Consider the following 22,755-nt stretch of genomic DNA (forward strand, 5'->3'; position numbering starts at 1 on the left):
GCACCGGCCCGCCCCGCCCTCCCCCGGCGCCCCGCTCACGAGCACGCCGAGCCCTCGGCACACCACTCTCGGCACGCAAGGAGAAGTCATGAGCCTCAGCAACCACCGCCTCGAAGGCGTGGCCATCACCGGAATAGGCCTGAGCTGTGCGCTCGGCAACGGCGCACAGCACGTCTGGCGCGGCATCCGCGCCGGCGAGAGCGGCATCGCCAAGACCCAGCGGCTGGACGTGTCGACGCTCAGCTGCCAGTACTCGGGCGAGGCGGCCGCCGCCCCCTCCTCCCACCCCCGGCTGCGCGGGCGCGTGGACCGGGCCACCTCGCTGGCCCTGACCGCCGCCCAGGAGGCCGTCGACAGCGCCCGGCTGCCCGAGGACGGCCAGGACCCGTACCGCATGGGCATCGCGGTGGGGACCTCCGTGGGCGGTCTCGACCACGGCGAGCAGTTCCACTGGGACCTGCTCCGCGACGGCCCCGGGTCCACCCGCGCCGACCTGCTCTTCACCTACCCCCTGTACACCTCGGCGGACGCGCTCAGCATCGCGTTCCGGTTCAAGGGCCCCAAGGTGGTGATCTCCAACGCCTGCGCCGCCGGCTCCAACTCCATCGGGTTCGCCGCCGATGCGATCCGCGAGGGCCGGGCGGACGTGATGATCGCCGGGGGCGTCGACGTGCTCGACATCCTCTCCCTGGCCGGCTTCGACAGCCTCAACGCGCTGGACTCCGAGCCGTGCGCCCCTTACTCCCGCAGCACCGGCCTCAACCTCGGCGAGGGCGCGGCCTTCCTGGTCCTCGAATCGGAGTCGTACGCCCGCGGGCGCGGCGCCGACATCCTCAGCTATGTCCTGGGGTACGCGCTGACCAGCGACGCCTACCACGCCACTGCCCCCGACCCGGCGGGCGACGGCGCCAACCGCGCGATGCGCGCCGGTCTGGCGCAGGCCTGTCTGGGCCCCGAGCACATCGACTACGTCAACGGGCACGGCACCGGCACACCCACCAACGACAGCGCCGAGACCAAAGCGGTGGACGCGCTGTTCCAGGGCCGTACCGCCGCGCCCATGAGCAGCACCAAGTCGCAGGTGGGTCATATGCTCGGCGCCGCCGGGGCGATGGAGGCGGCCACCTGTGTGATGGCGCTGCGCGACGGTGTGCTGCCGCCCACGGTCAACGTCGACGAGACCCGCGAGCTGCCCCGCGACATCGTGCCCAACCGGTCACGGCCGCGCGAACTGAACGTGGTCGTCTCCAACTCCTTCGCGTTCGGGGGCAACAACTGCTCCCTGGTCCTGGGCAGCGGGCCCGCCCCGGCGCGCACCCCGGCCGCGCACCGCGTCGTCATCACCGGCGCGGGCCCGGTCACCGCGCTCGGCAGCGGCCGCCAGGCGTTCCTCGACGCGCTGCGCGAGGGCCGCAGCGCGGTGGGCCCGGCCAAGCTGAGCGACTTCAGCCGCTCCCGTACGGGTCTGGCCGCCGAGGTCGACACCGCCGAGTGCCGCCGCCACGTGGACCGCGCCTACGCCCGCCGGCTCGACCAGATCGGCCTGCTCACCCTCGCCGCCAGCCGACTGGCCCTGGACGACGCCGAACTGCGCGTCACCAAGGCGGAGGCGGGCCGGATCGGCATGGTGTTCGGCACCTTCAGCGGACCGGTCGAGACCGTGGAGCAGCTCAGCGAGACCATCGGCACCCAGGGCCCGCACCGCGTCAACCCCCGGCTCTTCCCCAACTCGGTGATGAACGCCGCCGCCGGACACGCCTGCCTGGCACTCCAGATCCGCGGTCCACTGTCCACCCTCGCCACCGGCTGCGCCTCCGGGCTCAGCGGTCTCGGGTACGCGGCCGACCTGATCCGCCGGGGCGAGGCGGACGTGATGCTCGCCGTCAGCGCCGACGAGCTGACCCCGCTGCTGCACTTCGGGTTCGACCGGGTCGGCCTACTCGCCGAGGACAGCCCGCGCCCCTACAGCGCCACCCCCACCGGCGCCGTCCTCGGGGCGGGCAGCACGGCCCTGGTCGTGGAGTCCCTGGAGCACGCGCTGGCGCGCGGGGCCACCATCCTGGCCGAGGTCAAGGGGCACGCCATCACCAGCGACGGCCACCGCGTCGCGGGCAACGACCCGTCCGGCGAGGCCTGGGCGGAGAGCTTCAGGCGGGCCCTGGCCGACGGCGGTGTCGCCGCCTCGGACGTGGGCACGGTCTTCGGCGACGCCCGTGGCACCGCCGCGATCGACCGCGCCGAGGCGGCCGCGGTCGCCCAGGTGTGGCAGCCCGGCACGGTCCGGCTGACCAACCTCAGCCCGTACACCGGCCATGTGCCCAGCACCTCGGCGCTGATGTCGGCCGTCTGCGCCACCGAGACGCTGCGCACCGGCTGGAGCCCGCGTCTGCCGGGCCTCGCCCAGCCGCTCGACGGGATGGGCCCCTACCTCGACTCCGCCCCCAGGACCGCCGGCAAGGCATGTGTCGTCACCGCCGCCAACTGGGGAGGGACCTACGTCTCCCTGGTCCTGGCCCCCTGGCAGCAGACGGACACCACCGAGGAGGCGGCATGAGCCACCCCGCCCCCGAGGGGCCCGTCGTCCGCGTCAGCCCGCCCCGGCACTGCCCCGAGCGGCACGACCCGCGCTGGAGCGACTGGCTGACCGACACCGAACTCGCCTACGCGCACTCCCTGGCCCGCGCCGAGGAGCACCTGTCCGCCCGCAAGGCGGCCAAGGAGGCGGCCGCTCACCTGCTGGGCTGGCCGGGCCGCCCGCCCTGGCAGGACATGGAGGTCCGCCGCGGCCCGGACGAGGCACCGGTCCTGCGCGTCCGTGGCGCACTGGCCCGCTGGATGGGCGAGCGCGGTCTGGCGACACCCCGGGTCTCGCTGACCCACGCCCGCGGATACGCGGCGGCCCTCGCCTGGTTCCCCACCGGCGGGGAGCGGTGATGCGCGCGCCGGGCCCCTACGCCCGGGTGGCGCTGGTCACCGGGGCGCTCGGCGGCATCGGCGGCGCCGTGACCCGGGCCCTGCTCGACCAGGGCATGGGCGTCGTGGTCACGGACCTGGACGGAGAGGCCTGCCGGGCGGCCGCGGTCGAGCTCAACGACGGCCGCACCACCGGCAACGCGGTCGGCCACCCCCTCGATGTCACCGACCCCGACTCCTGGCAGCGGGCCACCCGGTTCGCCCGCCGCCGCTTCGGCCACCTCGACGTCCTCGTCAACAACGCCGGAACGCTCGGTATCCACGGCCTGGAGGGCTGCACCCCCCAGGAGTGGGACCGTGTGGTGGACACCTGCCAGCGCGGCACCTGGCTCGGGATGCGGGCCGCCGCCCCCTGTCTGAGGTCGGCCGGGGGCGGCTCCATCGTCAACGTGAGCTCCATCTACGGCATGGTCGGCTCCGGCGCCGCCTTCGCCTACCACGCGGCCAAGGGCGCCGTACGGGCCATGACCCGCGCGGCCGCCGTCGAACTGGCCCCCTTCGGCATCCGCGTCAACACCGTCTCGCCCGGCATGGTCGCCACCCCCATGACGGCGTCGGTGCCCCAGGAGTTCGTGGGTGACGTGACCGCGCGCACCCCTCTGCGCCGCCCGGCGCGCCCGGACGAAGTGGCCGCGGCGGTGCGGTTCCTGGCCTGTGAGACCGCGTCCTTCGTCACCGGTACCGAACTCGTCGTCGACGGCGGCTTCACCGCCCTGTGACGCTTCCCCCGAGGAGTCGTGATGGAGCAGGACCACGGCCGCGCGCCCTGGGTCGCGCTGAGCGTCCTCTGCACGGGCTTCTTCATGATCGTGCTGGACACCACGATCGTGCACGTGGCCATCCCGGCGATGATGCGCGCGACGGCCGCCGACCTGGACCAGGTCCTCTGGGTCGTCAACGCCTATCTGATCAGTTACGCGGTCTTCATGATCCCGGCCGGGCGGCTCGGCACCCGCTACGGCCCCCGGCGGGTCCACCTCGTCGGGCTCGCCCTGTTCACCGCCGCCTCCGCCCTGTGCGGCTGCGCCGCGAGCGTGGGCCAACTCCTGGCCTGGCGCGCCCTCCAGGGCCTCGGGGCGGCCCTGGTGACGCCGCAGATCGGCGCCTTCATCGCCGCCCTGTTCCCCACCCGCCGACGCGGAGCCGCCTTCGGCGCCCTCACCAGCGTCATGGGCCTGTCGATCGTGGCGGGTCCGCTCCTCGGCGGGGTGCTGGTGACCCGCGTCGGCTGGCAGTGGATCTTCATGATCAACGTGCCCGTCGGCATCGCGGTGCTCCTCCTCTCCGCCACTCTGCTCCCGGCGCCGCCACCGACCGGCCGCCGCGGCACCGACCTGCTCGGCGTGGCCCTGGTGACCACCGGCCTCACCACCCTCACCTTCGCCCTCCTCGGCAGCGGACAGCCCTTGCGCGGACCGGCCCTCTGCGCGGGCGTCGCCTTCCTGGTCCTCTTCCTCGTACAGCAGCGCTGCAACAGACGCTCCCCGCTGCTGCCGCACGCCCTGTTCGCCCGGCGCGACTTCGCCGTGGCCAACGGGATCGGCGCCGCCGTCCACTTCGCGGTCATCGGCAGCGCCACCCCGATCGCGCTCCTGCTGCAACAGCAACTGCACCTCACCGCGCTGCGATCCGCCCTCCTCACCGCCCCCACCCCGCTCGCCGCCGCGGCGGCCGCCCACATCTCCGGCCGCCTCGCCGACCGCATCGGCGGCAAACCCCTCGTCATCGCCGGTCTGCTCACCTATGCGTACGGACTCGCCCTGCTGGGGGCGCAGGCCCGGCCGGGCATGGACCCCTGGGAGCTGCTCCCGGCGATGCTCCTGGCCGATCTCGGCATCGGCTCCGCGCTCGCCCCGCTCACCAAGATCGCGATGGACGCGGTCGACAGCCGGCACGCGGGCCCGGCGTCCGGCGTGCTCAACACCAGCCGCCAGGTCGGCGGCCTCCTCGGCGGCGCCGCCGTCGGAGCGCTGATCAGCCGTCAGAGCGGCCCGCCCACCGCCGAGTCCGCCCGGCCCGGCGGCGCCACGGACTACGCCTCGGCCCTGCACAGCACGACGCTCCTGACCTCCGGCGTCCTGTTCCTCGCGGCCGTCGCCGCCGCGACACTCACCCCCGGCGCACCGCGCACCCGGCACCCCCGCCGCACCGCCGTCCTGCGCCTCGACACCCTGCCCGCCGTCGTCCGGGGCGGCGACGGCTACCAGGCCGTGCAGATCCTCACCGCGACCCGGGTCGCCGCGCGCGGGCGCCGCGAGGTCATCGGCTTCGAGGTGGCCGGCCCCGACGGCTCCGCCGCGTGGTCCCGCCTGCTGGCCGGGCTGCGCTCCCACGGCCTGGGCCTCGCCTCCGTCCAGTACGTGGTGTGCGACGACTCCCCCGGGCTCGCCGCGGCCGTCGGCGCCGAACTGCGGCTGCCGACCCGGCCGACGGAGGGCACCCGCGACCCTACGGCCGAGCTGCGCCGGACCCTGCGACGCCACCTCGGCGCCGACGACCCGGCGCCCACACCCTCGGGGCTGGCCGACTCCGTCCGCGCGGCGATCGCCGCGCAGAACGAGCGGTGGGCCACCCCACACCGCTCCCGACGCAGGACCTGGCGCCCGCCGGTCCTCCCCTGACCTTCCGTTCCCGTGGCGGGTGCGTACGTATACGCGGCGCGGGAGCGGAACCAAGCACCACCCCCGGAGAAACCCCACCCCAACTCCCCGACAGACCAACCGTGGACAAGGAGAAACCCATGTCGCTTCCCCAGGAGCTCACCTCACCCGGCACAGCCCCAGCCGCACACGACAGCCCGGCCCGCAGGCTTCCCACGCTCACCGGAATGCGCTTCGTGGCGGCGGCCGCCGTCCTGCTCTGCCACTTCTCGCTCTACATCCGGGGGAACCCGGACTTCTGGCGCAACCTCGGTCAGGTGGGCGTCTCGTTCTTCTTCGTCCTCAGCGGCTTCGTCCTCACCTGGTCGGCCCGGCCCGGCACCCCGGCGCGAGCGGTCTGGCGGGCCCGCGCCGCGAAGATCTTCCCCAACCACCTGCTGGTCGGCGCGGCGCACGCGGGTCTCATGCTGCTGACGGGCAAGGCGATCGTCGCGGCCCAGATCCTGCCGACGGCGACGCTCACCCAGTCGTGGATCCCCGGCTTCGACCTCACCACGGCGGTCAGCCCGGTGAGCTGGACGCTCTCCTGCGAAGTGTTCTTCTACCTCGCCTTCCCCCTGCTCCTGACGCAGATCCGCCGCATCCCCCCGAGATACCTGTGGTGGGCGGCCGCCGCGCTGGTCGCGGTCATCTTCACCCTGCCGACCGTCGCCGAGCACTTCGTCCCCAACGGCAAGCCGATGTCCCCGCTGCTCCCCTACCTCGACAACGACGCCTGGTTCGTGGGCTTCTTCCCGCTCGCGCGGGCCTTCGAGTTCGCCCTGGGCATGGTCCTGGCCCGGGTCGTCGCGACGGGCAGGTGGGTCCAGCTCGGCATGGCGCCCGCCGCGGTCCTGTTCGTACTCGCCTACTGGCTGTCGATGGGATCCGGCCTGTACTCCTTCTCCGCCGCCACGGTCATCCCGATCGCCATGCTGATCTGCGCGGGCGCGGTCGCGGACGTCGAGGGACGCCCCTCCCCCCTGCGCCACCCGTACCTCGTCCGGCTCGGTGAGATCTCCTTCGCCCTGTATCTGGTGCACAAGCCGGTCATCGACTACGGCGCCAAACTGCTGGGCATCCCGCACTTCAGCGGTATGGCCCTGGTGGACCAGGTCGTCGTCCTGGGACCGCTGTTCGCCGTGGCACTGCTGCTGGCCTGGCTGTTGTACGTGGGGGTGGAACGCCCGATGATGCGGCACTGGGGCCGGCGCCGCCCCCGCCGCAACGCCGGCCACCGGGCGGCCTGCCGGGAGTGCCCGGCCCGTACGTGCCCGGGGCAGTCGGTCGGCGCGGACCGCCTCGACGGGGAGGGCGCGGCCGAGGCACGCTGAGCCCCCTTCCACAGCAACGGACCGCCGCCGATGAACTCGGCGGCGGTCCCTTTGCGTGCGGGAGATCAGGGTGTGTGCGAGAGGTCAGCGTGTACGGGATTCAGTGGCGCCCTCGTGGAGCCCGATGCGCCGGTGCACCCGTACGAGAGCGGCCGGCGCCCACCAGTTGAACCGCCCCGCCAGCCGCATGAACGCGGGGAGCAGCACCCCGCGCACCAGCGTGGCGTCCACCACCACCGCGAGGGCGAGGCCCAGGCCGAGCATCTTCATGTACGTGATGCCGGAGGTCAGGAAGGAAAGGAAGACCAGGGCGACGAGCGCGGCCGCGGCGGTGACGATCCCACCGGTCCTGCCCAGCCCCCGCACGACCGACCCCACGGTGTCACCCGTGGCGTCGTACTCCTCCTTGATACGGGAGAGCAGGAACACCTCGTAGTCCATCGAGAGGCCGAACGCCAGGCAGAACACCATGATGGGGGTGGTGGCGACGACACCCCCGGTGAGGGTGAAGTCACCGATGAGCCACCGCAGATGGCCGTCCTGGAAGACCCACACCAGGGCGCCGAAGGTGGCGGTGAGACTGAGCAGGTTGAGCACGATCGCCTTGACGGGCATCACCACACTGCCGGTGAGCAGGAAGAGCAGGACGAACGTGGTCACCGCGATGAGCAGCAGGCAGTAGGGCATGCGGCCGGTCAGGGCGTCCATCGTGTCGCGGAAGGCCGAGGCCGTCCCCGCCGTGGTGACGTCGAACGGCGCCTCGGCCGTACGGACGTCATGGACCAGCGCCTGTCCCTCCTCGCTGTACGGGTCGACGGAGCTCACCACCGACAGCCAGGTGCCCTCCTTGGCCGCGTAACGCTGCCGCGAGGCGGTGGGCGGGGCGATCCGGTGGCCGTCGGCGTAGGAGCCGGTCCAGCCGTCCACCCGCGAGACATGGCCGAGCGCCGACAGGCGCCTCGCGTACGCGTCGATGTCGTCGGCACGGCTGCGCGGCGCCCCGGAGTTCTCGGCGACGACCAGGAGCGGATCGGTCTCGCGGGCCGGGTAGTCGCGCAGGAGAGCGGCGTTGACCCGGTGTGCCTCGGCGTCTGCGGGCAGCGCCCGCTCGTCGGCGAGGTTGAGCTTGACGCCCAGGAAGGGAGCTCCGAGCAGCAGCAGGACGGCGATCGCGCCCGTCGCCATGGGCACCGGGCGGCGGACGACGAAGGCGGCCAGACGGGACCACAGGTTCTGCCCGCCGGGCGCCTTCCTGGGTTTGTTCCAGGACCACTTGTCGACGCGGGTGCCGAGGACGGCGAGCAGCGCGGGCAGCAGCACCAGGGCGGACAGCGCGGCGAAGGCGACGACGGCGATGCCCGCGTAGGCGAACGAGCGCAGAAAGTACATCGGGAACAGCAGCAGCGCCGACAGCGACAGGGCGACGGTGACCGCTGAGTACAGGACGGTCCGCCCGGCGGTGCGCACACTGGTGGCGATGGCCTCGCTCACGGTGGCGCCGGTGGCCAGCTCCTCTCTGTACCGGCTGACGACGAACAGGCTGTAGTCGATGCCCAGGCCGAGGCCGAGGCCCGTGGTCAGGTTCATCGCGAACACCGAGACATCGGTGAACTGCGTCAGCAGCCGCAGCACGGCGAGGGCGCCGATGATCGCGACGACGCCGAGGGCGAGCGGCAGCAGGGCAGCGATCACCCCCCGGAAGACGAACACCAGGAGGAGGAGGGTGAGGGGCAGCACCAGCGCCTCGGCGAGCATGAGGTCCTTCTGGATCTGCTCGTTGAGCTCCCGGGCGACTTCGGCGCGCCCGCCGAACTCCACCGTCAGCCCCTGATAGCCGTCCTCGTAGCGCGGTCGGAGCTGGTCGAGATACCTGCCCACCTGGTCCTCGTCGCCCTTGAGGTGGGCGAGCACGAGAGCCGAGGCCGCGCCCTCGCCGCGCAGCGAGGGGGCCTTGCCGAGCGTCCAGTACGACACCGCCTCCTGGACACCGGGCTCGGCGGCCAGCCGTGCGGTCAGCTCCTCTCCCTTGCGTACGGTATCGGGGCGATCGACGCCGCCCGGCGCCGTGACGAGCAGCACCAGGTCGGGTTCACCGCTGCCGAAGCGCCGGTCGAGGGTGGCGGCGGCCCGGGTGGACTCGGCGCCCGGTACGTCGAAGCCGCCTGCGGAGAGCTTCGTCGCGACGGAGGCACCCAGGCCGCCCGCCACCACGCAGAAGAGCACACTCACCAGGAGGACGAGTCTGCGGCGTACGGTCACCAGCGCGGCCAGCTTGTCGAGCATGGGTGTGCCTCTCGGTCGGAGCGGGGCAGCGCGTCACGGCTCCGGTGGCATGCCGGGAGGTCGTCAGGGGGCGCCGGGGATCCGGCGTGGTCCGACCGTGACGCGCCTTCGGCTGGTCAGGCGGGCTCGCCCACGGCCGCTGCCGCACGGGGAGACCGGGCAACGGCGTGGCCGGTGACACCTTCCCGTCACCGGCGGATTGACCAGGCACTCCGATCAAACCCTCGCGGCGAGGGACCGGGCAACGGTTCGCGGTGTGCCTCGGTGGTGCTTCGTGAACGCCGCGTCCTTGCGCGTCGGAGAAACAGGGGGGAGACACTTCCCGCAGACGGCGCCCGGAGAAACGAAAAGGCCCCGGGAGTGCCTGGGGCACTCCCGGGGCCACACCCCCGCCTACGGGGGGTGACGTCGCTACGGGGCTACGGGGCTACGGGCAGTTGGCGCTTGTGCTCGGTCAGCCGGTAGCGGCGGACGATCGTCTCGAAGGCCCGCTGGTCGACCGGCTTGCCCTCCAGGAAGTCGTCGATGTCGTCGTACGTGACGCCGAGCGCGTCCTCGTCGGCCTTGCCCGGGTCGAGGGTCTCCAGGTCGGCCGTCGGGGTCTTCCACACCAGCTCGGCGGGCGCGCCGAGCGCGTCCGCCACAGCGCGCACCCGGCGCTTGGTCAGACCGGTCAGCGGGACCAGGTCGGCGGCGCCGTCGCCGAACTTGGTGAAGAAGCCGGAGACCGCCTCTGCGGCGTGGTCGGTGCCGACGACCAGGCCGTCGTGCGCACCGGCCACCGCGTACTGCGCGATCATGCGCTGGCGGGCCTTGATGTTGCCGTGCACGAAGTCCTGGTGGCGGGGGTCGCGGAAGCTCACGTCGGCGGCCAGCGCGGCCTCCATGGCGGCGTCGCTCGCGGGCTTGATGTCCACGGTCAGCACATGGTCGGCCTGGATGAAGGCGAGCGCGAGCTGGGCGTCGTGCTCGTCGGCCTGGACGCCGTACGGCAGCCGCATCGCGTAGAAGCGCGCCTCGTGCCCGGCGGCCCGGGCCCGCTCGACGGCGAGCTGGCACAGCCGGCCGGTGGTGGTGGAGTCGACGCCGCCGCTGATGCCGAGCACGAGGGAGCGCAGCCCGGTCGAGGTCAGCCGCTCGGCGAGGAAGGCCACGCGGCGTTCGATCTCCCGCTCGGCCTCGAAGGTCTCGGCGACCTGGAGGTCCCGGGCTATCTCCTGCTGCAGGGCGATGGACGCCGGCTCGCTCACGTCTGCTCCTCATTGCGCTTCACGGGGTGCTGTCGCGACCACCCTACCCAGGGGGCGTGCGAGGGGCCGGGGCGGCCGCTGCCGTCCCACCGGCGGCGGCCGCCCGCCCCGCTCAGTCCCCCGCCCGGCTCACGGTCATGTACACCCAGGCCTCCCCCTCCCGGGGCTCCCGCAGCCAGGAGACCGTTTTGAAGCCGTCCAGGCGCCCGCGCAGCACGGCCTCCTCGGACACGCTCACCCCGAAGGCCTCGGCTGTCGTCTCGAGGGCCCGGCGCAGGTCGGAGCCGGTCCCGTCCGGTGCGAGATACGGGGGAAGGTGACCGGTGGAGATCACCTCGTCGCCGTGGACGGTGAGGGAGTGGACGAGCCGGCCGTCCTCGGCGAGGGAGAGGTGGAAGGTCTCCGGTCGGCCGTCGCGCTGGTCGCTCGCGCTGTCGGCGACGACCGTCAGCGCCCGGGTGCCGTGGGAGGCTGCCACGGCCGGGGAGACGAAGCGCGAGGAGCGAGCGTCTGTCCCGCACGCGGCATGGGCGAAGCTCCAGCCCGCGCCCGCGCTGCCGGTGCGGACGACCACCCTGTCCTCCCACTTCTCGGCATCCCGGGGTCGGTGCCGGAATCCGGCGTCAAAGCCGGTCAGGGCCGGGAGCACCGGCTCACCCGAGCCCATGCGCCCATGCAGCCCGGCCGGGTCGACCCCTTCCACCAGCACCAGCCGGAACCCGAGCCGCAGCGCTTCGGGGGCTGCGAGCCAGCCCAGGCCGTCGGCGTCCGGCGGGGCCGCCTCCGCCGCCGGGACGGCCGCCGGGCCGGGGCGGAGCGCGGCGGGCGCCCCGGCTCCGGCGCGTGCGGTCGCCAGCAGCGCACGCCCCCGGTCCGGGGTGAGGACCGGGCCGAGGAGCGAGTCGGCCAGCAGGCCCACGGGCGCGATGTGGTCCGGGGCGACGGGCAGCCAGGCGGGCACGGCCGCCGCCAGGGTCCGCCAGGCCGCCTCGGGCCGGGCCTGGCGGGCCAGCTCGCGGGCCGCGACGACCGCCTCGCCGAACGCGCCGGACGCCTCGTACGCGTACGTCCCCTCCCGTATCCGCTCCAGCACGCGCGCCACCGCCTCGCGGTCCTCCTCGGGATACCGGCTGAGGAACCACGTGTCGTCGCCGCGTCCCGAGCGCACCTGGTCCGCGCAGCTCAGCGGCATCGCCTCGCGGGCGACGTACGGGTCGTGCAGCGAGGCACCGTCCTCGGAGCCGCCGCCGGTCCCGGACAGCGTCTGGATCTGCCCGAGCATCCGCGCGGCCCGGGGGCGCCCGCACGCCATCGCCTCGGCCAGCGCCCCGGCCGCCGCCTCGTACGCACCGCTCAGGGCGTCCTCGCGCGCCCGCTCCACCCCGGCGTCCAGGGCCCGCGTGGTGTCGTTGGCGAAGCCGGGCCGGCCTGCGGACATGGCGAGGAACTCCTCGTACATGTCCTCCATGAAGTGCTTGAACGACCCGTGCCGCTGGGGTGGCGACCCGCGCCAGCCGGCGTACGTATAAACGGCCCACTCACCGCGCTCGTCCACGTCCTCCGGGTCCAGCAGGACGTCCACCATGTCGGACTCCGCCGCCAGTTGGAGCGAGCGCTCCCACAGCCCGGCTTCCCGGGCCTCCTCGTCGTCCGCGTCCTCGGCAAGCGACTCGCGCCAGATGTCGCCCAGCCCGTGCGGATCCCGGCACCAGTCGATCCGCTCGGCCCCGGCCAGCAGGTAGACGAAGTGCCCCGCGTTCCGCCAGCCGTCGCTGACCTGGAGGAACGACCTCAGCGACGGGGGCAGCGCCCGTCCGAGCCGCTCCTCGAGCGCCACGAGCCGCTCCTCGTCGACGGCCTCGAACCCCAGCCAGCGCGCCTCCCGGGCTGCCCGCTCACCGTCTCCCGGTTCGACGTCCGGGTCCTGCGCATCGGCCCACTCGGCACTCCAACGCTCTAGGAAAGGCCGCCATTCGAATCGCATCATGTCCCGATGGTGACACCCACCACTGACAACTCCCCCGGGAGCGGGGCGAGTACGGTGTCCGTCCCGGTCTCACCGCCCTGAGGCCCTCATGCCCCCACGCGTCTCCAGCTCCCCCGGGCCGCCAGCGCGAGCACGGCGCTGGTGACCAGGTCGCCGATCCGGCTCGCCTTGTCGACGTCCTTCACCGCGCTGATGAACCCGCCCAGCGCGAGCGCGGTGAGGGCGAGGGCGAAGAGGACCCAGAAGACTTTCACGGCGCCTCCATGGCGACTCCGGGATGCCGAATGGAGCGGCCAACATAGCGGCGGTGCGAGCGAGTTGCCCGCCGAAGGTGGAGAGGATGCCCCGTCCGGGTGGACCTGCCCCATCAGGACGGATGAGTTACCCGATCTTGTGCAGGGCAACCCGGCATCCGTACGTTGTCCCGATGGGCATTCTCGACAGACTCACCGGCACCAGATACCCCGACACCGGTGTCGCGGTGCGTTCGGCGGCCGAGGTGCGGGCCGCGCTGCTCGCGGTCAACGGGCCGGACGTGCCGTTCGTCGTGCGCAACGGTGTCCCGACCGAGCGGGCCGACCTGGTGGCGATGTGGCGGGTGCGGGAGCTGGGCATCACCGTGCGGACCCGGATGCGGCTGGTGCCGGAGCAACACGAGGTGCGGGCGCTCAACGAGCAGTGGGACGCGAGGACGCGGGAGTACTCGCGCGGGCAGCTGACCACCACCGCCCGCGACTGGACGATCGAGCGCGGCGAGGACGGACGCCTGACGAAGTCGGAGGGGGCGCGCTTCGACTTCGCGCGGATGAAGGACCCACTGCGGGGTGCGGTCCTGGGCGCGGGGTGGGTCTGGCGTGGAGTGGTGTTCCGGCTCTGACGGGGCTGATGGTGTTCAGGCGCTGACGGACCCGGTGGTCTTCAGAGTCTGACGGACCTGGCGGAGTCCTCCGGGCCGGGCCGGCGACCGCGACGGCCGGCCCTCAACCCCGCCGCGCCCAGGGCCTGTTGACTTATACGTCGGCCCTCGCGGCCGGGGCCATCCCCCAGTTTTCGGGATACGGCCCGTGTGACGGCCTGCCATAGCCTTCCGGGGACGCTTCGCAGCGTGCGGCGACATACGTATCTGACGTGAGCCGCGTATCCGAGAGGAGAACCCCATGATCAAGCAGGTCGAGTTCCAGCGGGCCCGCCGGATGTACCCGCCGGCACACCACCACTCCGGTATCGCTCCCGTGTTCACCTGGAAGAAGGACTGACCGCTCGGGCGGCCGGTCCCGGGAGCCGTCGTCCCCGGCGGCTCCCGGGACTTCTGGAGGTTGGAGGAAGTCGTGACAGAGGTCCTGGCAGTCAGTCATACACCGCGGACCGGTGGGCTCCGTCTGGTGAACTGCGAACTACGGCCGCTCGTACCACCCGGCCCGGGTGCACCGCGGCACACCCTGGCCATCGCCCCCCGGGGCGGTCTCTTCGAGATCAAGGCGTCACCCGAGGACGTGGCCGCGGTCCTCACCCGCTGCGACGGTACGAGGACGGCGGAGGAGGTCACCGAGGCCACCTCGGACCCGGCCGGGTACCGGGAGGTGCTGGAGAAGCTGACCGAGCTCGGCGCCCTGAGCCGCGGCACCCCCCTCGACGGCGAGGGGCGCTGGCTGCGCTTCGCCGACGGCACCCGGCCCGAGCCCGACCGGGTGGCGGCCACCCCGCTGATCCTGACCGGCGACGCGGAGCTCACCGAGGTCCTCCAGCAGTGCCCGGCCGCCGCCCACTTCGCCTCCGTCGAGGTCACCACCACCGGCGGGCTCGCCCGGGCGCTGGAGGCGCACTCGGGCCGCGACCCGCTGGTACTGGCCCTGCGCGACCGCTTCGACCTGGACTATCTGGAGTACCTCAACGACTTCTGCGCCGAGCAGGGCGTCAACTGGTCCTCGTTCCACCTCAGCCAGGGCCGCGGCTGGGCCGGTCCCACCGTCGCGCCCGGGCGCACCCCGGACTACCGGGACCTGCTGGGGCGGCGTCTGACCGTGGCCGAGCGGGTCGACGTGCACACCGCGCTCACCGGCGACGCGGTGTTCGGCGAGGCGGCCCGCCCCACCCAGTCCGAACTGCTGTGGATGCTCTCGTATCTGCTCATCGACGTGGAGCGGTGGATCGCGGGGGTCACCGCGCTGACGCTGTGGGCGGAGATCGAGCTCGACCCGGTCGAGCTGACCACCTCCCGCCACCCCCTGCTGCCGCTGCCGGACCGCCCCATCGACGACGACACCCCGCCGCTGAGCGAGCGCTACCTCCTGGACGACCGCACCGGTCTCATCGCCACCCACCAGGTCTTCGACCACCACCCCTCGGTCCCGGACCAGTTGGTCACCGTACAGACCAACGTCGCCGACATGCGGCGGCTGTACACCTGGTCCAGCAACGTCGTCTGCGGCGGCACCTCCTTCCGCGACTTCCGGGCCGCGCGCGGCGCCGCGATCGGCGAGGCGGTCGAGCGGTACTGCGGGAACTGCGTCACGGACTCCGTGGAGGTGCGCGAGGCCTCCTACCGCGAGCTGCGGCGCTCCGGCGAGCGCGCCCTGGACCCCGAGCGGCTGGTCCTCTACTCGGACCGGCTCTACGACAGCCCCGGCTTCCCGTTCGTCCGCTTCACCCACGACCGGACCACCCACTGGGTGCGCGGCCACTCCCTCTCCCAGGACCGCCCGATGTGGGTGCCGGCCAGCCTGGTGTACGTCAACTGGTACATGGACCAGTACGCCCAGGTGCCGCCCACCAACTTCCTCTACTACCCGGGCCTGGCCGCGGGGCGCAGCCTGGAGCACGCCCTGGTCTCGGGAATCGAGGAGATCATCGAGCGGGACGCCACCATGATCTGGTGGATGAACCGGCACCCGCTGCCCAAGGTCGAGCCCACCGCGGAGCTCGCCGCGCTCTGGGCCGGGCGCCCCACCGAGCTCGGCCAGCGGGGCTGGCTCATCCACCTGGACAACGAGTTCGACATGCCGGTGATGGCCGGGGTGGTCGAGAACGAGGTGGAGAAGCTGTTCTCCATCGGCTTCGGCGCCCGCCCCGACCCGGTGGAGGCCGCCCGCAAGGCCTGGGGCGAGGGCCTGACCCTCCAGGACGGCACCCGCGACTTCGACGACCCCCAGGGGCTGTTCCGGGAGGCGGTCGCGGCGGGCTGGACCAGCGCCCGGGTCAAGCCGTGGCGCGAGGACCGCGCCTACCTCGACGACTACGCCAGTGACTTCCACGACGTCAACGACCTGCTCTGCCAGGAGCAGATCTTCCTCGACCCGCGCGCGGCCGACATCGTGCGCCCCTGGGTCGACGCCCCCACCAGCCGCTCGATGGACTCGCTGCCCCGCCTCGCCGACCGGGGCCTGGACACGTACCAGAAGACCGTCGAGCGACGCGGCTACGAGATCATCTACGTCGACATCACCACCCAGGACGTCGCCAAGACCGGATTCCGCGTCCTGCGCGTCCTCATCCCCGGCCTCGTCCCCAACTTCCCCGCGGCCTTCCCGTTCCTGGGCCGCAGGCGCATCCAGGACATGCCGGTCAGCCTCGGCTGGCGCGAACACCCCCTGGCGGAGGAGGACCTCAACTACTTCCCCCTCCCCCACGCCTGACACGTCGGGCAACCCGTGGGCACCGCCACCCCGGCGGTGCCCACCCGCGCGTACGAGGGCCGATCGGGTGGATCGCCGTGATTTCACCCGTATCACCCGCCCGAACGACACGGAGGCGAGCCTCTCATCGCGGACGATCTGCTCGGCAGACGAACGGAAGAACGAGAGGCCCGACCATGACAAGACCCTCCCTGTCCCGCCGGACGAAGGCGGCCCTCGGGCTCGCCGCGGCGACGCTCACCGCCGTGGGACTGCTGCCGGCGGCGGTCGCCCCGGCCCAGGCCGCCCCGCCCGGCGGCCCCTTCGCCCGGGCAGGCGAGGACTATCTGTACCCGCGCGGCGAGCTGAGCCCGCAGCTGCGGGCCAGGCTCGACAGGGCGGTGCGGGACGCCATGAAGAAGGCGGGCATCCCGGGTGTCCAGGTCGGTGTGTGGCTGCCCGGCAAGGGCAGCTACGTCCGTGCGTTCGGCGTCGCCGACAAGCGCACCGGCGCGCCCATCACCCGTGACATGCGGTTCCGCATCGGCAGCGAGACCAAGACGTTCACCGCCACGGCGGTCCTCGAACTCGTCGACGACGGCCGCGTCCGTCTGGACGACCCGATCTCCACGTACATCAAGGGCGTCCCGAACGGGCACCACATCCGGGTGCGCGATCTGCTCGACATGCGCAGCGGACTGTTCCCGTACAGCATGGACAACGGCTTCATCCACGACTTCCTCAGCAACCCCCAGCGCGTCTTCACACCGAAGGAGCTGCTGGCGTACGGGTACCGGCACCCCAACGTGTTCGCGCCGGGCACCAAGTTCCAGTACTCGAACAGCAACTACATCCTGCTGGGTCTGCTCGTCGAGAAGGTGACCGGCAGGAGCGTGCGGGACGTCATCGAGCACCGGGTCCTGGCGCCCAGCCACCTCGACCACACGCTCTTCCCCCGGGGCAAGGAGTTCCCCCGCCCGTACCCGCACGGCTACACCAACCAGACGCTCTCCGGCAAGGTCGAGGACAGCACCCACTGGAACCCGAGCTGGGCCTGGTCGGCGGGTGCGATGATCTCCGACCTGGATGACCTCAAGCACTGGGCCAGGGACCTGGCCACCGGCACCCTGCTCTCGCGCGCCACCCAGGCGGAGCGGCTCAAGGTGCTCCCCACCGGCACTCCGGGCGCGGGCTACGGGCTGGGCATCGTCAACGTCAACGGATGGACCGGCCACAACGGCTCACTGCCCGGGTACGAGAGCCTGACCATCTATCTGCCGGAGCAGAAGGCGACGCTGGTGGCCCTGCTCAACACGGACATCCTCTACAAGGGCCAGGAGCCCAGCACCGTCCTCGGCACGGCCATCACACAGGTCATCACCCCGAAGAACATCTGGGGCCTGGAGCCGCAGCGCTAGCGACGGACGGGGCGGGCGGGCCGGGCGCACCGCCCGGCCCGCCCGCCCCGGTGAAGCCCCCCTCGGGCCGGTCAGTCCAGCCGGGCGTCGGCGTAGACGTCCATCGCGTCCCGCTGGTAGGCCGCGAGCCCGTCAGCGATCTTGTCGAAGTTTGCCCGGAACCGCGGGTCGTCGACATAGGTCCGCGCCAGGCCTTTGTACGCGGCCGCGTTCGGCGTCCAGAAGCGGCATACGCCCTGGTAGTGCAGCTCCACCTCGGCCTGCACCGCCGGGTCGCCGACCGGTGTGCCGGCCACCATGAACTCCGCGAAGCGGATCATCTGCGCCGTCACCTCGCGCTGCCAGCGCTCGGTGTCGTCGGCGGTCATCGTCTCGACCGCCCGCCGGGACTGCTCCCAGGCCTGCGGCCACTTCTCGCGCACCTCCGCCTCCGTCTCGGCGGTGGTGGGCTCGAACCCCTCGAACAGGTTCTCCGGCCTGTTGATCCTCGTCACGGCGTCGTCCTCGCTTTCCTCCAGTTCGGCGATGGTGCGCCCGACCGTCCGGGCGAGCGTCTCCAGCCGGTTCCGCTCCGCGAGCAGCCGCCGGTGGTGCTCGCGGAGCACCGCCACCCGGTCGACCTGGCTGTCCAGGACCGCCTGGATCTCACGCAGTCCGAGGCCCAACTCCCGCATCAGCAGGATCTGTTGGAGCCGCAGCAGGTCGGCCTCTTCGTAGTGGCGGTGCCCGTTGGAACCGATCCACGCGGCCGGCAGCAGCCCGATCTCGTCGTAGTGCCGCAGCGTCCGGGACGTCACTCCGGACATCCGGGCCACGTCCGCGATCGACCAGGCCATCGCCGTGCCTCCCTTCACCGGGCCGGTCTTTCCGGCCACACCGAGGACACTAGAAGTTGACGTTGCGGCAACCGCAAGCCGCAACCGGAGCGGGTCAGGACAGGGTGAGCGTGCCCCACACCGCCCGGTGGTCCGAGGAGCCGGTGTCCGTCGCGACACCGCAGCCGCTCCAGGTGCCGCCGCCGAACAGGTAGTCGATCTTGCTGCTGCCCGCGGTCGGCCGGTTCGGCGTCGCCGAGTGCGCGTCGCACTCCTCGTACGAGGCGTACAGCGCGGCCGGCACACCCGTGGCGGGCGCGGCGTTCAGATCCCCGCCGAGCAGCGGCCGGTAGCCGGGCAGCGACGCGGCCCGGCGCAGCGCGTCCGCCTGCTGGGGCTGGTAGGTGCGGTCGGGGTCGTCGTAGGTGGGGCCGCCCGTGCTGAAGTGCGCGGCGCACACCTCGGCCGCCCAGGACACCACGGTGGCGCACAGCCCGGTGCGCTGCTCGACACCGGGCGGCGAGGGCAGCTCGACCGCCCGGTACCAGGTGTTCTCCTCCGGCACGGCCAGCGCCACACCGTAGGCTCCCCGGTCCGCTCCCGCAGCGTCCGGCCGGCAGTTCTTCTGCGCCTTGACCTTCGTGCCGGGCACCTCGTACTGGACCGGCGCGAACCGCACGTCCCAGCCGCCGCCCAACTGCGTCTCCAGGGCCAGCTCCACGGGCTTGGCGAACTTCTCGCAGAACTCCTCAAGCATGATCACATCGGCGTTTCCCGCGGTCTTCGCACGGGCCACGATCTGGTCCGCCAGCGGGCCCGCGGCCGTGTGGTAGAAACCGCAGGCGTTGTTGTTGTCGCCGCACACGTTCCAGGTCATCGCCTTGATCGCGCGGGGAGAGGCGGCCGGCGGCGGCGACGGGTCGGCGGGCGGCGCGACGGCCACCAGACGGAAGAGCTCCCACGAGGCCACCGCCGTGGCCCGGGCCTGGAGCAGCCCGTCGCCGGTCGCCGAGGCGTCGGCGGTCACATAGCGCTCCTGAGTGCCGTCGTGGTAGCGCAGGGCGTAGACGTCGGCGCCCGCCTGGGGCTGCGGCACGAGCTCCAGCTTCTCCCACCCGGCGGGCGGACCGTCGGTGCGGGCCCGCAGCTTTCCGTACCGGCCCTCGGCCCCGGCGCCGAACTCCGCGGCCACGTACTCGCCGTTGGCCTGTGAGCGCAGGGAGACCGTCGCCCCCTTGGCCACGTTGTCGGTGTGCAGGGTGAACTGCTCGGTGACGCCGGGGGTGCCCGCCCGGGCGTGCAGTTCGTCGCCGTTGGCCGCCTCCACCGAGACGTACTTGGCGGTGGCGAGCGAGAGCAGCTCCCACTGCTGTCCGGCCGACTTCGAGGTGTTGGGCAGCGGGGGCGCGGCCGCCGTGGCGGGCGCGCCGAACAGGGCCGGCAGGACCGCCCCGATCAGCGCGGCAGCCAGCAGCCGCGGGAGGCGCAGACGATTTTCCATACCGGGAGGATAGAGAACCGCTGATGTGGACCTGCCAGGGGTTCGGGGTCCCCGCCGCCGGGCCGCCACGGCCACCTCCGCCCCCGTCGGACCAGGGGTTGCTGTCCGTCCCGGCCGCGCCCTCGCGGGCTGCTTCGCGCCGGGTTCCCGTACGGGTGCGTGGGGAGGATAGTCGGAAGCCGACGGCCTGCCACGCCCGGCGTCCGGCACGTTCCCACGGAGGTGTCCTGCTGTGACCACCACCCCCTCACCGGCGCGCGCCGGTGTGGCGCCCGGCGGCCTGCCGCTGCTCGGCCACGCCTGGCAACTCCACGCCCGTCCGCTGGAGTTCCTGTCCTCGCTGCCGGCCCACGGGGACCTCGTACGGATCGGGATGGGGCCCTGGCCGGCCTATGTCGTCTGCCGCCCGGACGCGGCGCACCAGATGCTCACCGACTCGCGGACCTTCGACAAGGGCGGCCCGTTCTTCGACAAGGCGCGGGTGCTGTTCGGCAGCAGTCTGCCGATGGCCCCTTGGCGCGAACACCGCTGGCAGCGCCGTCAGATGCAGCCCGCCTTCCAGCCCGGCCGCATCGAGGGGTACGCGGTGGTGATGGGCGAGGAGGTGAACCGGATGACCACCTCCTGGCGGCCCGGACAGCGCCTGGACGTCACCGCCGCGCTGACCACCCTCACCCTGCGCATCGTCACCCGCAGCGTGCTGGCCGCGGAGGCGGAGGACTCGGCGGTGGCCGAGGTCCTGGAGAGCCTGCACACCGTCATCGACGGCATCTACCAGCGGGTGATGCTGCCGCTGGGACCGCTCTACCGGCTGCCCACCAAGGCCAACCGGCGCTACCGCCGCGCCTGTACGCGGCTGCACCGCGCCATCGACGCCATCATCGCCGAGCGCCGGGCGAAGCCGGGCGAGCACGACCTGGTGTCGATGCTGCTGAACGCCCACGACGACGACACGGGCGAGCCCATGTCCGACGAGGACGTCCGCGACCAGCTGATGGTGATGATCGGCGCGGGCTTCGAGACCACCGCCAACACCCTCGCCTTCGCCCTGTGGTTGATCAGCCAGGACACCGGGGTACGGGAGCGGCTGCACGCCGAGGTGGACGCGACGCTGGCGGGCCGCACCGCCACACCCGCCGACCTCGACGGGCTCGCCCACACCCAGCGGATCATCCACGAGGTGATGCGGATGTACCCGGCGGGCTGGTTCTTCACCCGTGTCACCACGGCCGACACCACCCTCGCCGGGCACCCCCTGCCCAAGGGCACCGCGCTGCTCTACAGCGCCTACCTCCTGCACCACCAGCCCGATCTGTTCCCCGATCCCGAGCGCTTCGACCCGGACCGCTGGGCCGCCACCGAGGTGGACGCCCTGCCCCGGGGCGCCCATGTGCCGTTCGGCGGCGGCAACCGCAAGTGCATCGGGGACCAGTTCGCGCTGACCGAGATGACGCTGGCCCTGGCCACGGTGTGCGCCCGCTGGGAGCTGACCCCCGACCCGGAGGCCACGCTGCGCGTACGGGTGCGCGGCACGCTGGGGCCGGGCCCGCTGCACATGACGTGCACGGCCCGCAACACACCGGCCGGTACGGAGGCGTCAGGCTGACGGACTCACACCGTCAGCCAGCTCTCCAGTACGGCCTCGCGGTCGCGGGAGCGCAGGACTTCGCCGGGCCGGACCTCGTTCCACCAGGCCGTCAGGGTGGCGGGCGAGGCCTCGCCCCGGGTGAACCGGGCGAGCAGCCCCAGCGAGAGGTCGACCTCCCGCTGGGTGTAGGCGGTCGCGGCGGCCGCGTACACCGGCGTCTCGGTCCGCTCCCCCTCCGCCGTGGTGAGGGCCACCGTCATCTCCGGCGGGCCGTCGGGCACCCATGCGTCGAGGGCGGCGGCGGCCACCGACGCGGCCCGGCTCGCCCACCGCACGACCGCGGAGCGGACCGGCACGTCCTCGACCCGCAGGTCCAGCACGGCCGGCCAGGGCCACTCCCGCGAGGCATCCCCGGTGATCCGCACCCCCGCCGGGGTGAGCAGCACGCCCGATCCCTCCGCCGCCGGCGGGGTGCCCAGGTATATCTCTTCCCCGTTGATCCAGAAGAGTCCGACCATGCTGCCGACCCTGCGGTCGGCACCAGGGGATGGTGACGCTTCCACTACGCAACTCCCTCTTTCCGGCCGGTGCGGCGCACCCGGCCCACGACACCGTACCCAGACACGCCTTGGCCGGACGACTCCGCGCCCGCCCTCGCACCACACACCTCACCGGGACCGGTCCTGCCGCTGGTCGTTCAGCCCGGGGTGACGGTCGGCCGCTGCCACAGGCGGCCCACATGGGTGTGGAGCACGTCCTGGGCCTGGCGCGCGGTGAGATGGCCAACTAGGACGTGCGCGGTGAGGCCGTCGGCGAGGGCCAGCAGTACCCGGGCCTCGTGCTGGGCATCGAGGGGCTCCACGTGACCGGCACTCTCGTCGGCCTCCGCGATGAGGCGTACGAACGCCTCGTGCAGCGCCGCGTAGTTGGCCTTCAGTGTGCCCGCGAGCGCCTCGCTCACCGCCGCCTGCGCGACGAAGGCGAGCCACACCCTGGCCTCGGCCCGGTGCTCCTCCCCCAGCAGCGAGACCTCGGTGACCGCGTGGCCGAGGGCGGACGCGGCCGACTGCGCCGGGCTCGCGACGAGGCGGGCCCGTACGCGCGCGGTGACGCGTTCGCCGACGGCGCCGAGGGCGAACACCAGCATCTCCTCCTTGGTGCGGAAGCAGCGCTGCACCGCGCCCATCGACACCTGCGCCCGGGCGGCGACATCGCGCAGGGTCACGGCCTCCAGACCGCGTTCGTCGGCGAGCCGGCACACGGCCTCGGCGATCTGGCGCCGCCGGCCCTCGTGGTCCACCTGTCTGGGCATGCCCCGCTCGCCTCCGTCAGCCGTGCTCAGCGCGCCCGTCGCGC

17 protein-coding genes are annotated in these 22,755 nt (G+C 72.9%); 9 read left to right on the forward strand and 8 right to left on the reverse strand.

The genetic code is table 11. From position 1 onward, the window contains the following. Nucleotides 1-88: 88 nt before the first annotated feature. From ABD236_RS12865 to ABD236_RS12885, 5 genes are all read left to right on the forward strand, one after another. Nucleotides 89-2,554 (forward strand): beta-ketoacyl-[acyl-carrier-protein] synthase family protein, encoded by a 2,466-nt coding sequence (locus ABD236_RS12865; RefSeq protein ID WP_344073682.1) that lies wholly within the window; start codon nt 89-91, stop codon nt 2,552-2,554. Further along, the gene (locus ABD236_RS12870; RefSeq protein WP_344073683.1) at nt 2,551-2,934 is read left to right on the forward strand and encodes a holo-ACP synthase; all 384 of its coding nucleotides are present in this window, start codon (nt 2,551-2,553) and stop codon (nt 2,932-2,934) included. The genes ABD236_RS12865 and ABD236_RS12870 overlap by 4 nt, the downstream gene beginning before the upstream one ends. Continuing rightward, nucleotides 2,934-3,692, forward strand: coding sequence for an SDR family NAD(P)-dependent oxidoreductase (locus ABD236_RS12875; RefSeq protein ID WP_344073684.1), 759 nt, complete (start codon nt 2,934-2,936; stop codon nt 3,690-3,692). Before ABD236_RS12870 ends, ABD236_RS12875 begins: the two co-directional genes overlap by 1 nt. Nucleotides 3,693-3,713: 21 nt before the next feature. Further along, the gene (locus ABD236_RS12880) at nt 3,714-5,594 is read left to right on the forward strand and encodes a DHA2 family efflux MFS transporter permease subunit (protein ID WP_344073685.1); all 1,881 of its coding nucleotides are present in this window, start codon (nt 3,714-3,716) and stop codon (nt 5,592-5,594) included. 119 nt (nt 5,595-5,713) lie between these two features. Then, a complete protein-coding gene (locus tag ABD236_RS12885) occupies nt 5,714-6,946 on the forward strand; it encodes an acyltransferase family protein (protein WP_344073686.1) in 1,233 nt (410 codons plus the stop codon). An 84-nt stretch (nt 6,947-7,030) separates the two neighbouring features. Here ABD236_RS12885 and ABD236_RS12890 read toward each other — a convergent pair whose 3' ends face one another. From ABD236_RS12890 to ABD236_RS12905, 4 genes are all read right to left on the reverse strand, one after another. Continuing rightward, nucleotides 7,031-9,229, reverse strand: coding sequence for an MMPL family transporter (locus ABD236_RS12890; RefSeq protein WP_344073687.1), 2,199 nt, complete (start codon nt 9,227-9,229; stop codon nt 7,031-7,033). 419 nt (nt 9,230-9,648) lie between these two features. Continuing rightward, nucleotides 9,649-10,479 carry an ammonia-dependent NAD(+) synthetase gene (gene nadE, locus ABD236_RS12895; RefSeq protein WP_344073688.1) on the reverse strand — a complete coding sequence of 277 codons (831 nt, stop codon included), beginning with the start codon at nt 10,477-10,479 and terminating at the stop codon, nt 9,649-9,651. 112 nt (nt 10,480-10,591) lie between these two features. Next, the gene (locus tag ABD236_RS12900; protein ID WP_344073689.1) at nt 10,592-12,466 is read right to left on the reverse strand and encodes an SMI1/KNR4 family protein; all 1,875 of its coding nucleotides are present in this window, start codon (nt 12,464-12,466) and stop codon (nt 10,592-10,594) included. A gap of 86 nt (nt 12,467-12,552) precedes the next feature. Continuing rightward, entirely contained in the window at nt 12,553-12,720 is a 168-nt protein-coding gene (locus tag ABD236_RS12905; protein WP_344073690.1) for a hypothetical protein, read from the reverse strand. Nucleotides 12,721-12,893: 173 nt separating this feature from the next. Here ABD236_RS12905 and ABD236_RS12910 point away from each other — a divergent pair, with 173 nt between their 5' ends. The 3 genes from ABD236_RS12910 to ABD236_RS12920 all read left to right on the forward strand — a co-directional run bounded on the left by ABD236_RS12910 (nt 12,894) and on the right by ABD236_RS12920 (nt 17,495). Beyond that, the gene (locus ABD236_RS12910; protein ID WP_344073691.1) at nt 12,894-13,343 is read left to right on the forward strand and encodes a hypothetical protein; all 450 of its coding nucleotides are present in this window, start codon (nt 12,894-12,896) and stop codon (nt 13,341-13,343) included. Nucleotides 13,344-13,848: 505 nt separating this feature from the next. Further along, the gene (locus tag ABD236_RS12915; protein WP_344073692.1) at nt 13,849-16,098 is read left to right on the forward strand and encodes a YcaO-like family protein; all 2,250 of its coding nucleotides are present in this window, start codon (nt 13,849-13,851) and stop codon (nt 16,096-16,098) included. Between the two features lie 176 nt (nt 16,099-16,274). After that, nucleotides 16,275-17,495, forward strand: coding sequence for a serine hydrolase domain-containing protein (locus tag ABD236_RS12920; protein ID WP_344073693.1), 1,221 nt, complete (start codon nt 16,275-16,277; stop codon nt 17,493-17,495). Nucleotides 17,496-17,566: 71 nt separating this feature from the next. Here the strand turns inward: ABD236_RS12920 and ABD236_RS12925 are convergent, their stop codons facing one another. Next, on the reverse strand, nt 17,567-18,331 hold the full coding sequence (locus ABD236_RS12925) for a MerR family transcriptional regulator (protein ID WP_344074220.1): 765 nt from the start codon (nt 18,329-18,331) through the stop codon (nt 17,567-17,569). A 94-nt stretch (nt 18,332-18,425) separates the two neighbouring features. Beyond that, nucleotides 18,426-19,811, reverse strand: coding sequence for an endonuclease/exonuclease/phosphatase family protein (locus tag ABD236_RS12930; RefSeq protein WP_344073694.1), 1,386 nt, complete (start codon nt 19,809-19,811; stop codon nt 18,426-18,428). A 232-nt stretch (nt 19,812-20,043) separates the two neighbouring features. Between ABD236_RS12930 and ABD236_RS12935 the strand changes: the two genes are divergently transcribed. After that, nucleotides 20,044-21,417, forward strand: coding sequence for a cytochrome P450 (locus ABD236_RS12935; protein WP_344073695.1), 1,374 nt, complete (start codon nt 20,044-20,046; stop codon nt 21,415-21,417). Nucleotides 21,418-21,422: 5 nt separating this feature from the next. Here the strand turns inward: ABD236_RS12935 and ABD236_RS12940 are convergent, their stop codons facing one another. Together ABD236_RS12940 and ABD236_RS12945 are read right to left on the reverse strand one after the other, a co-directional pair. After that, a complete protein-coding gene (locus ABD236_RS12940) occupies nt 21,423-21,917 on the reverse strand; it encodes a hypothetical protein (RefSeq protein WP_344073696.1) in 495 nt (164 codons plus the stop codon). A 179-nt stretch (nt 21,918-22,096) separates the two neighbouring features. Continuing rightward, on the reverse strand, nt 22,097-22,711 hold the full coding sequence (locus ABD236_RS12945; RefSeq protein WP_344073697.1) for a TetR/AcrR family transcriptional regulator: 615 nt from the start codon (nt 22,709-22,711) through the stop codon (nt 22,097-22,099). Between the last annotated feature and the right edge of the window lie 44 nt (nt 22,712-22,755).

It is taken from the genome of Streptomyces crystallinus, assembly GCF_039521265.1.
Classification (GTDB): domain Bacteria; phylum Actinomycetota; class Actinomycetes; order Streptomycetales; family Streptomycetaceae; genus Streptomyces; species Streptomyces crystallinus.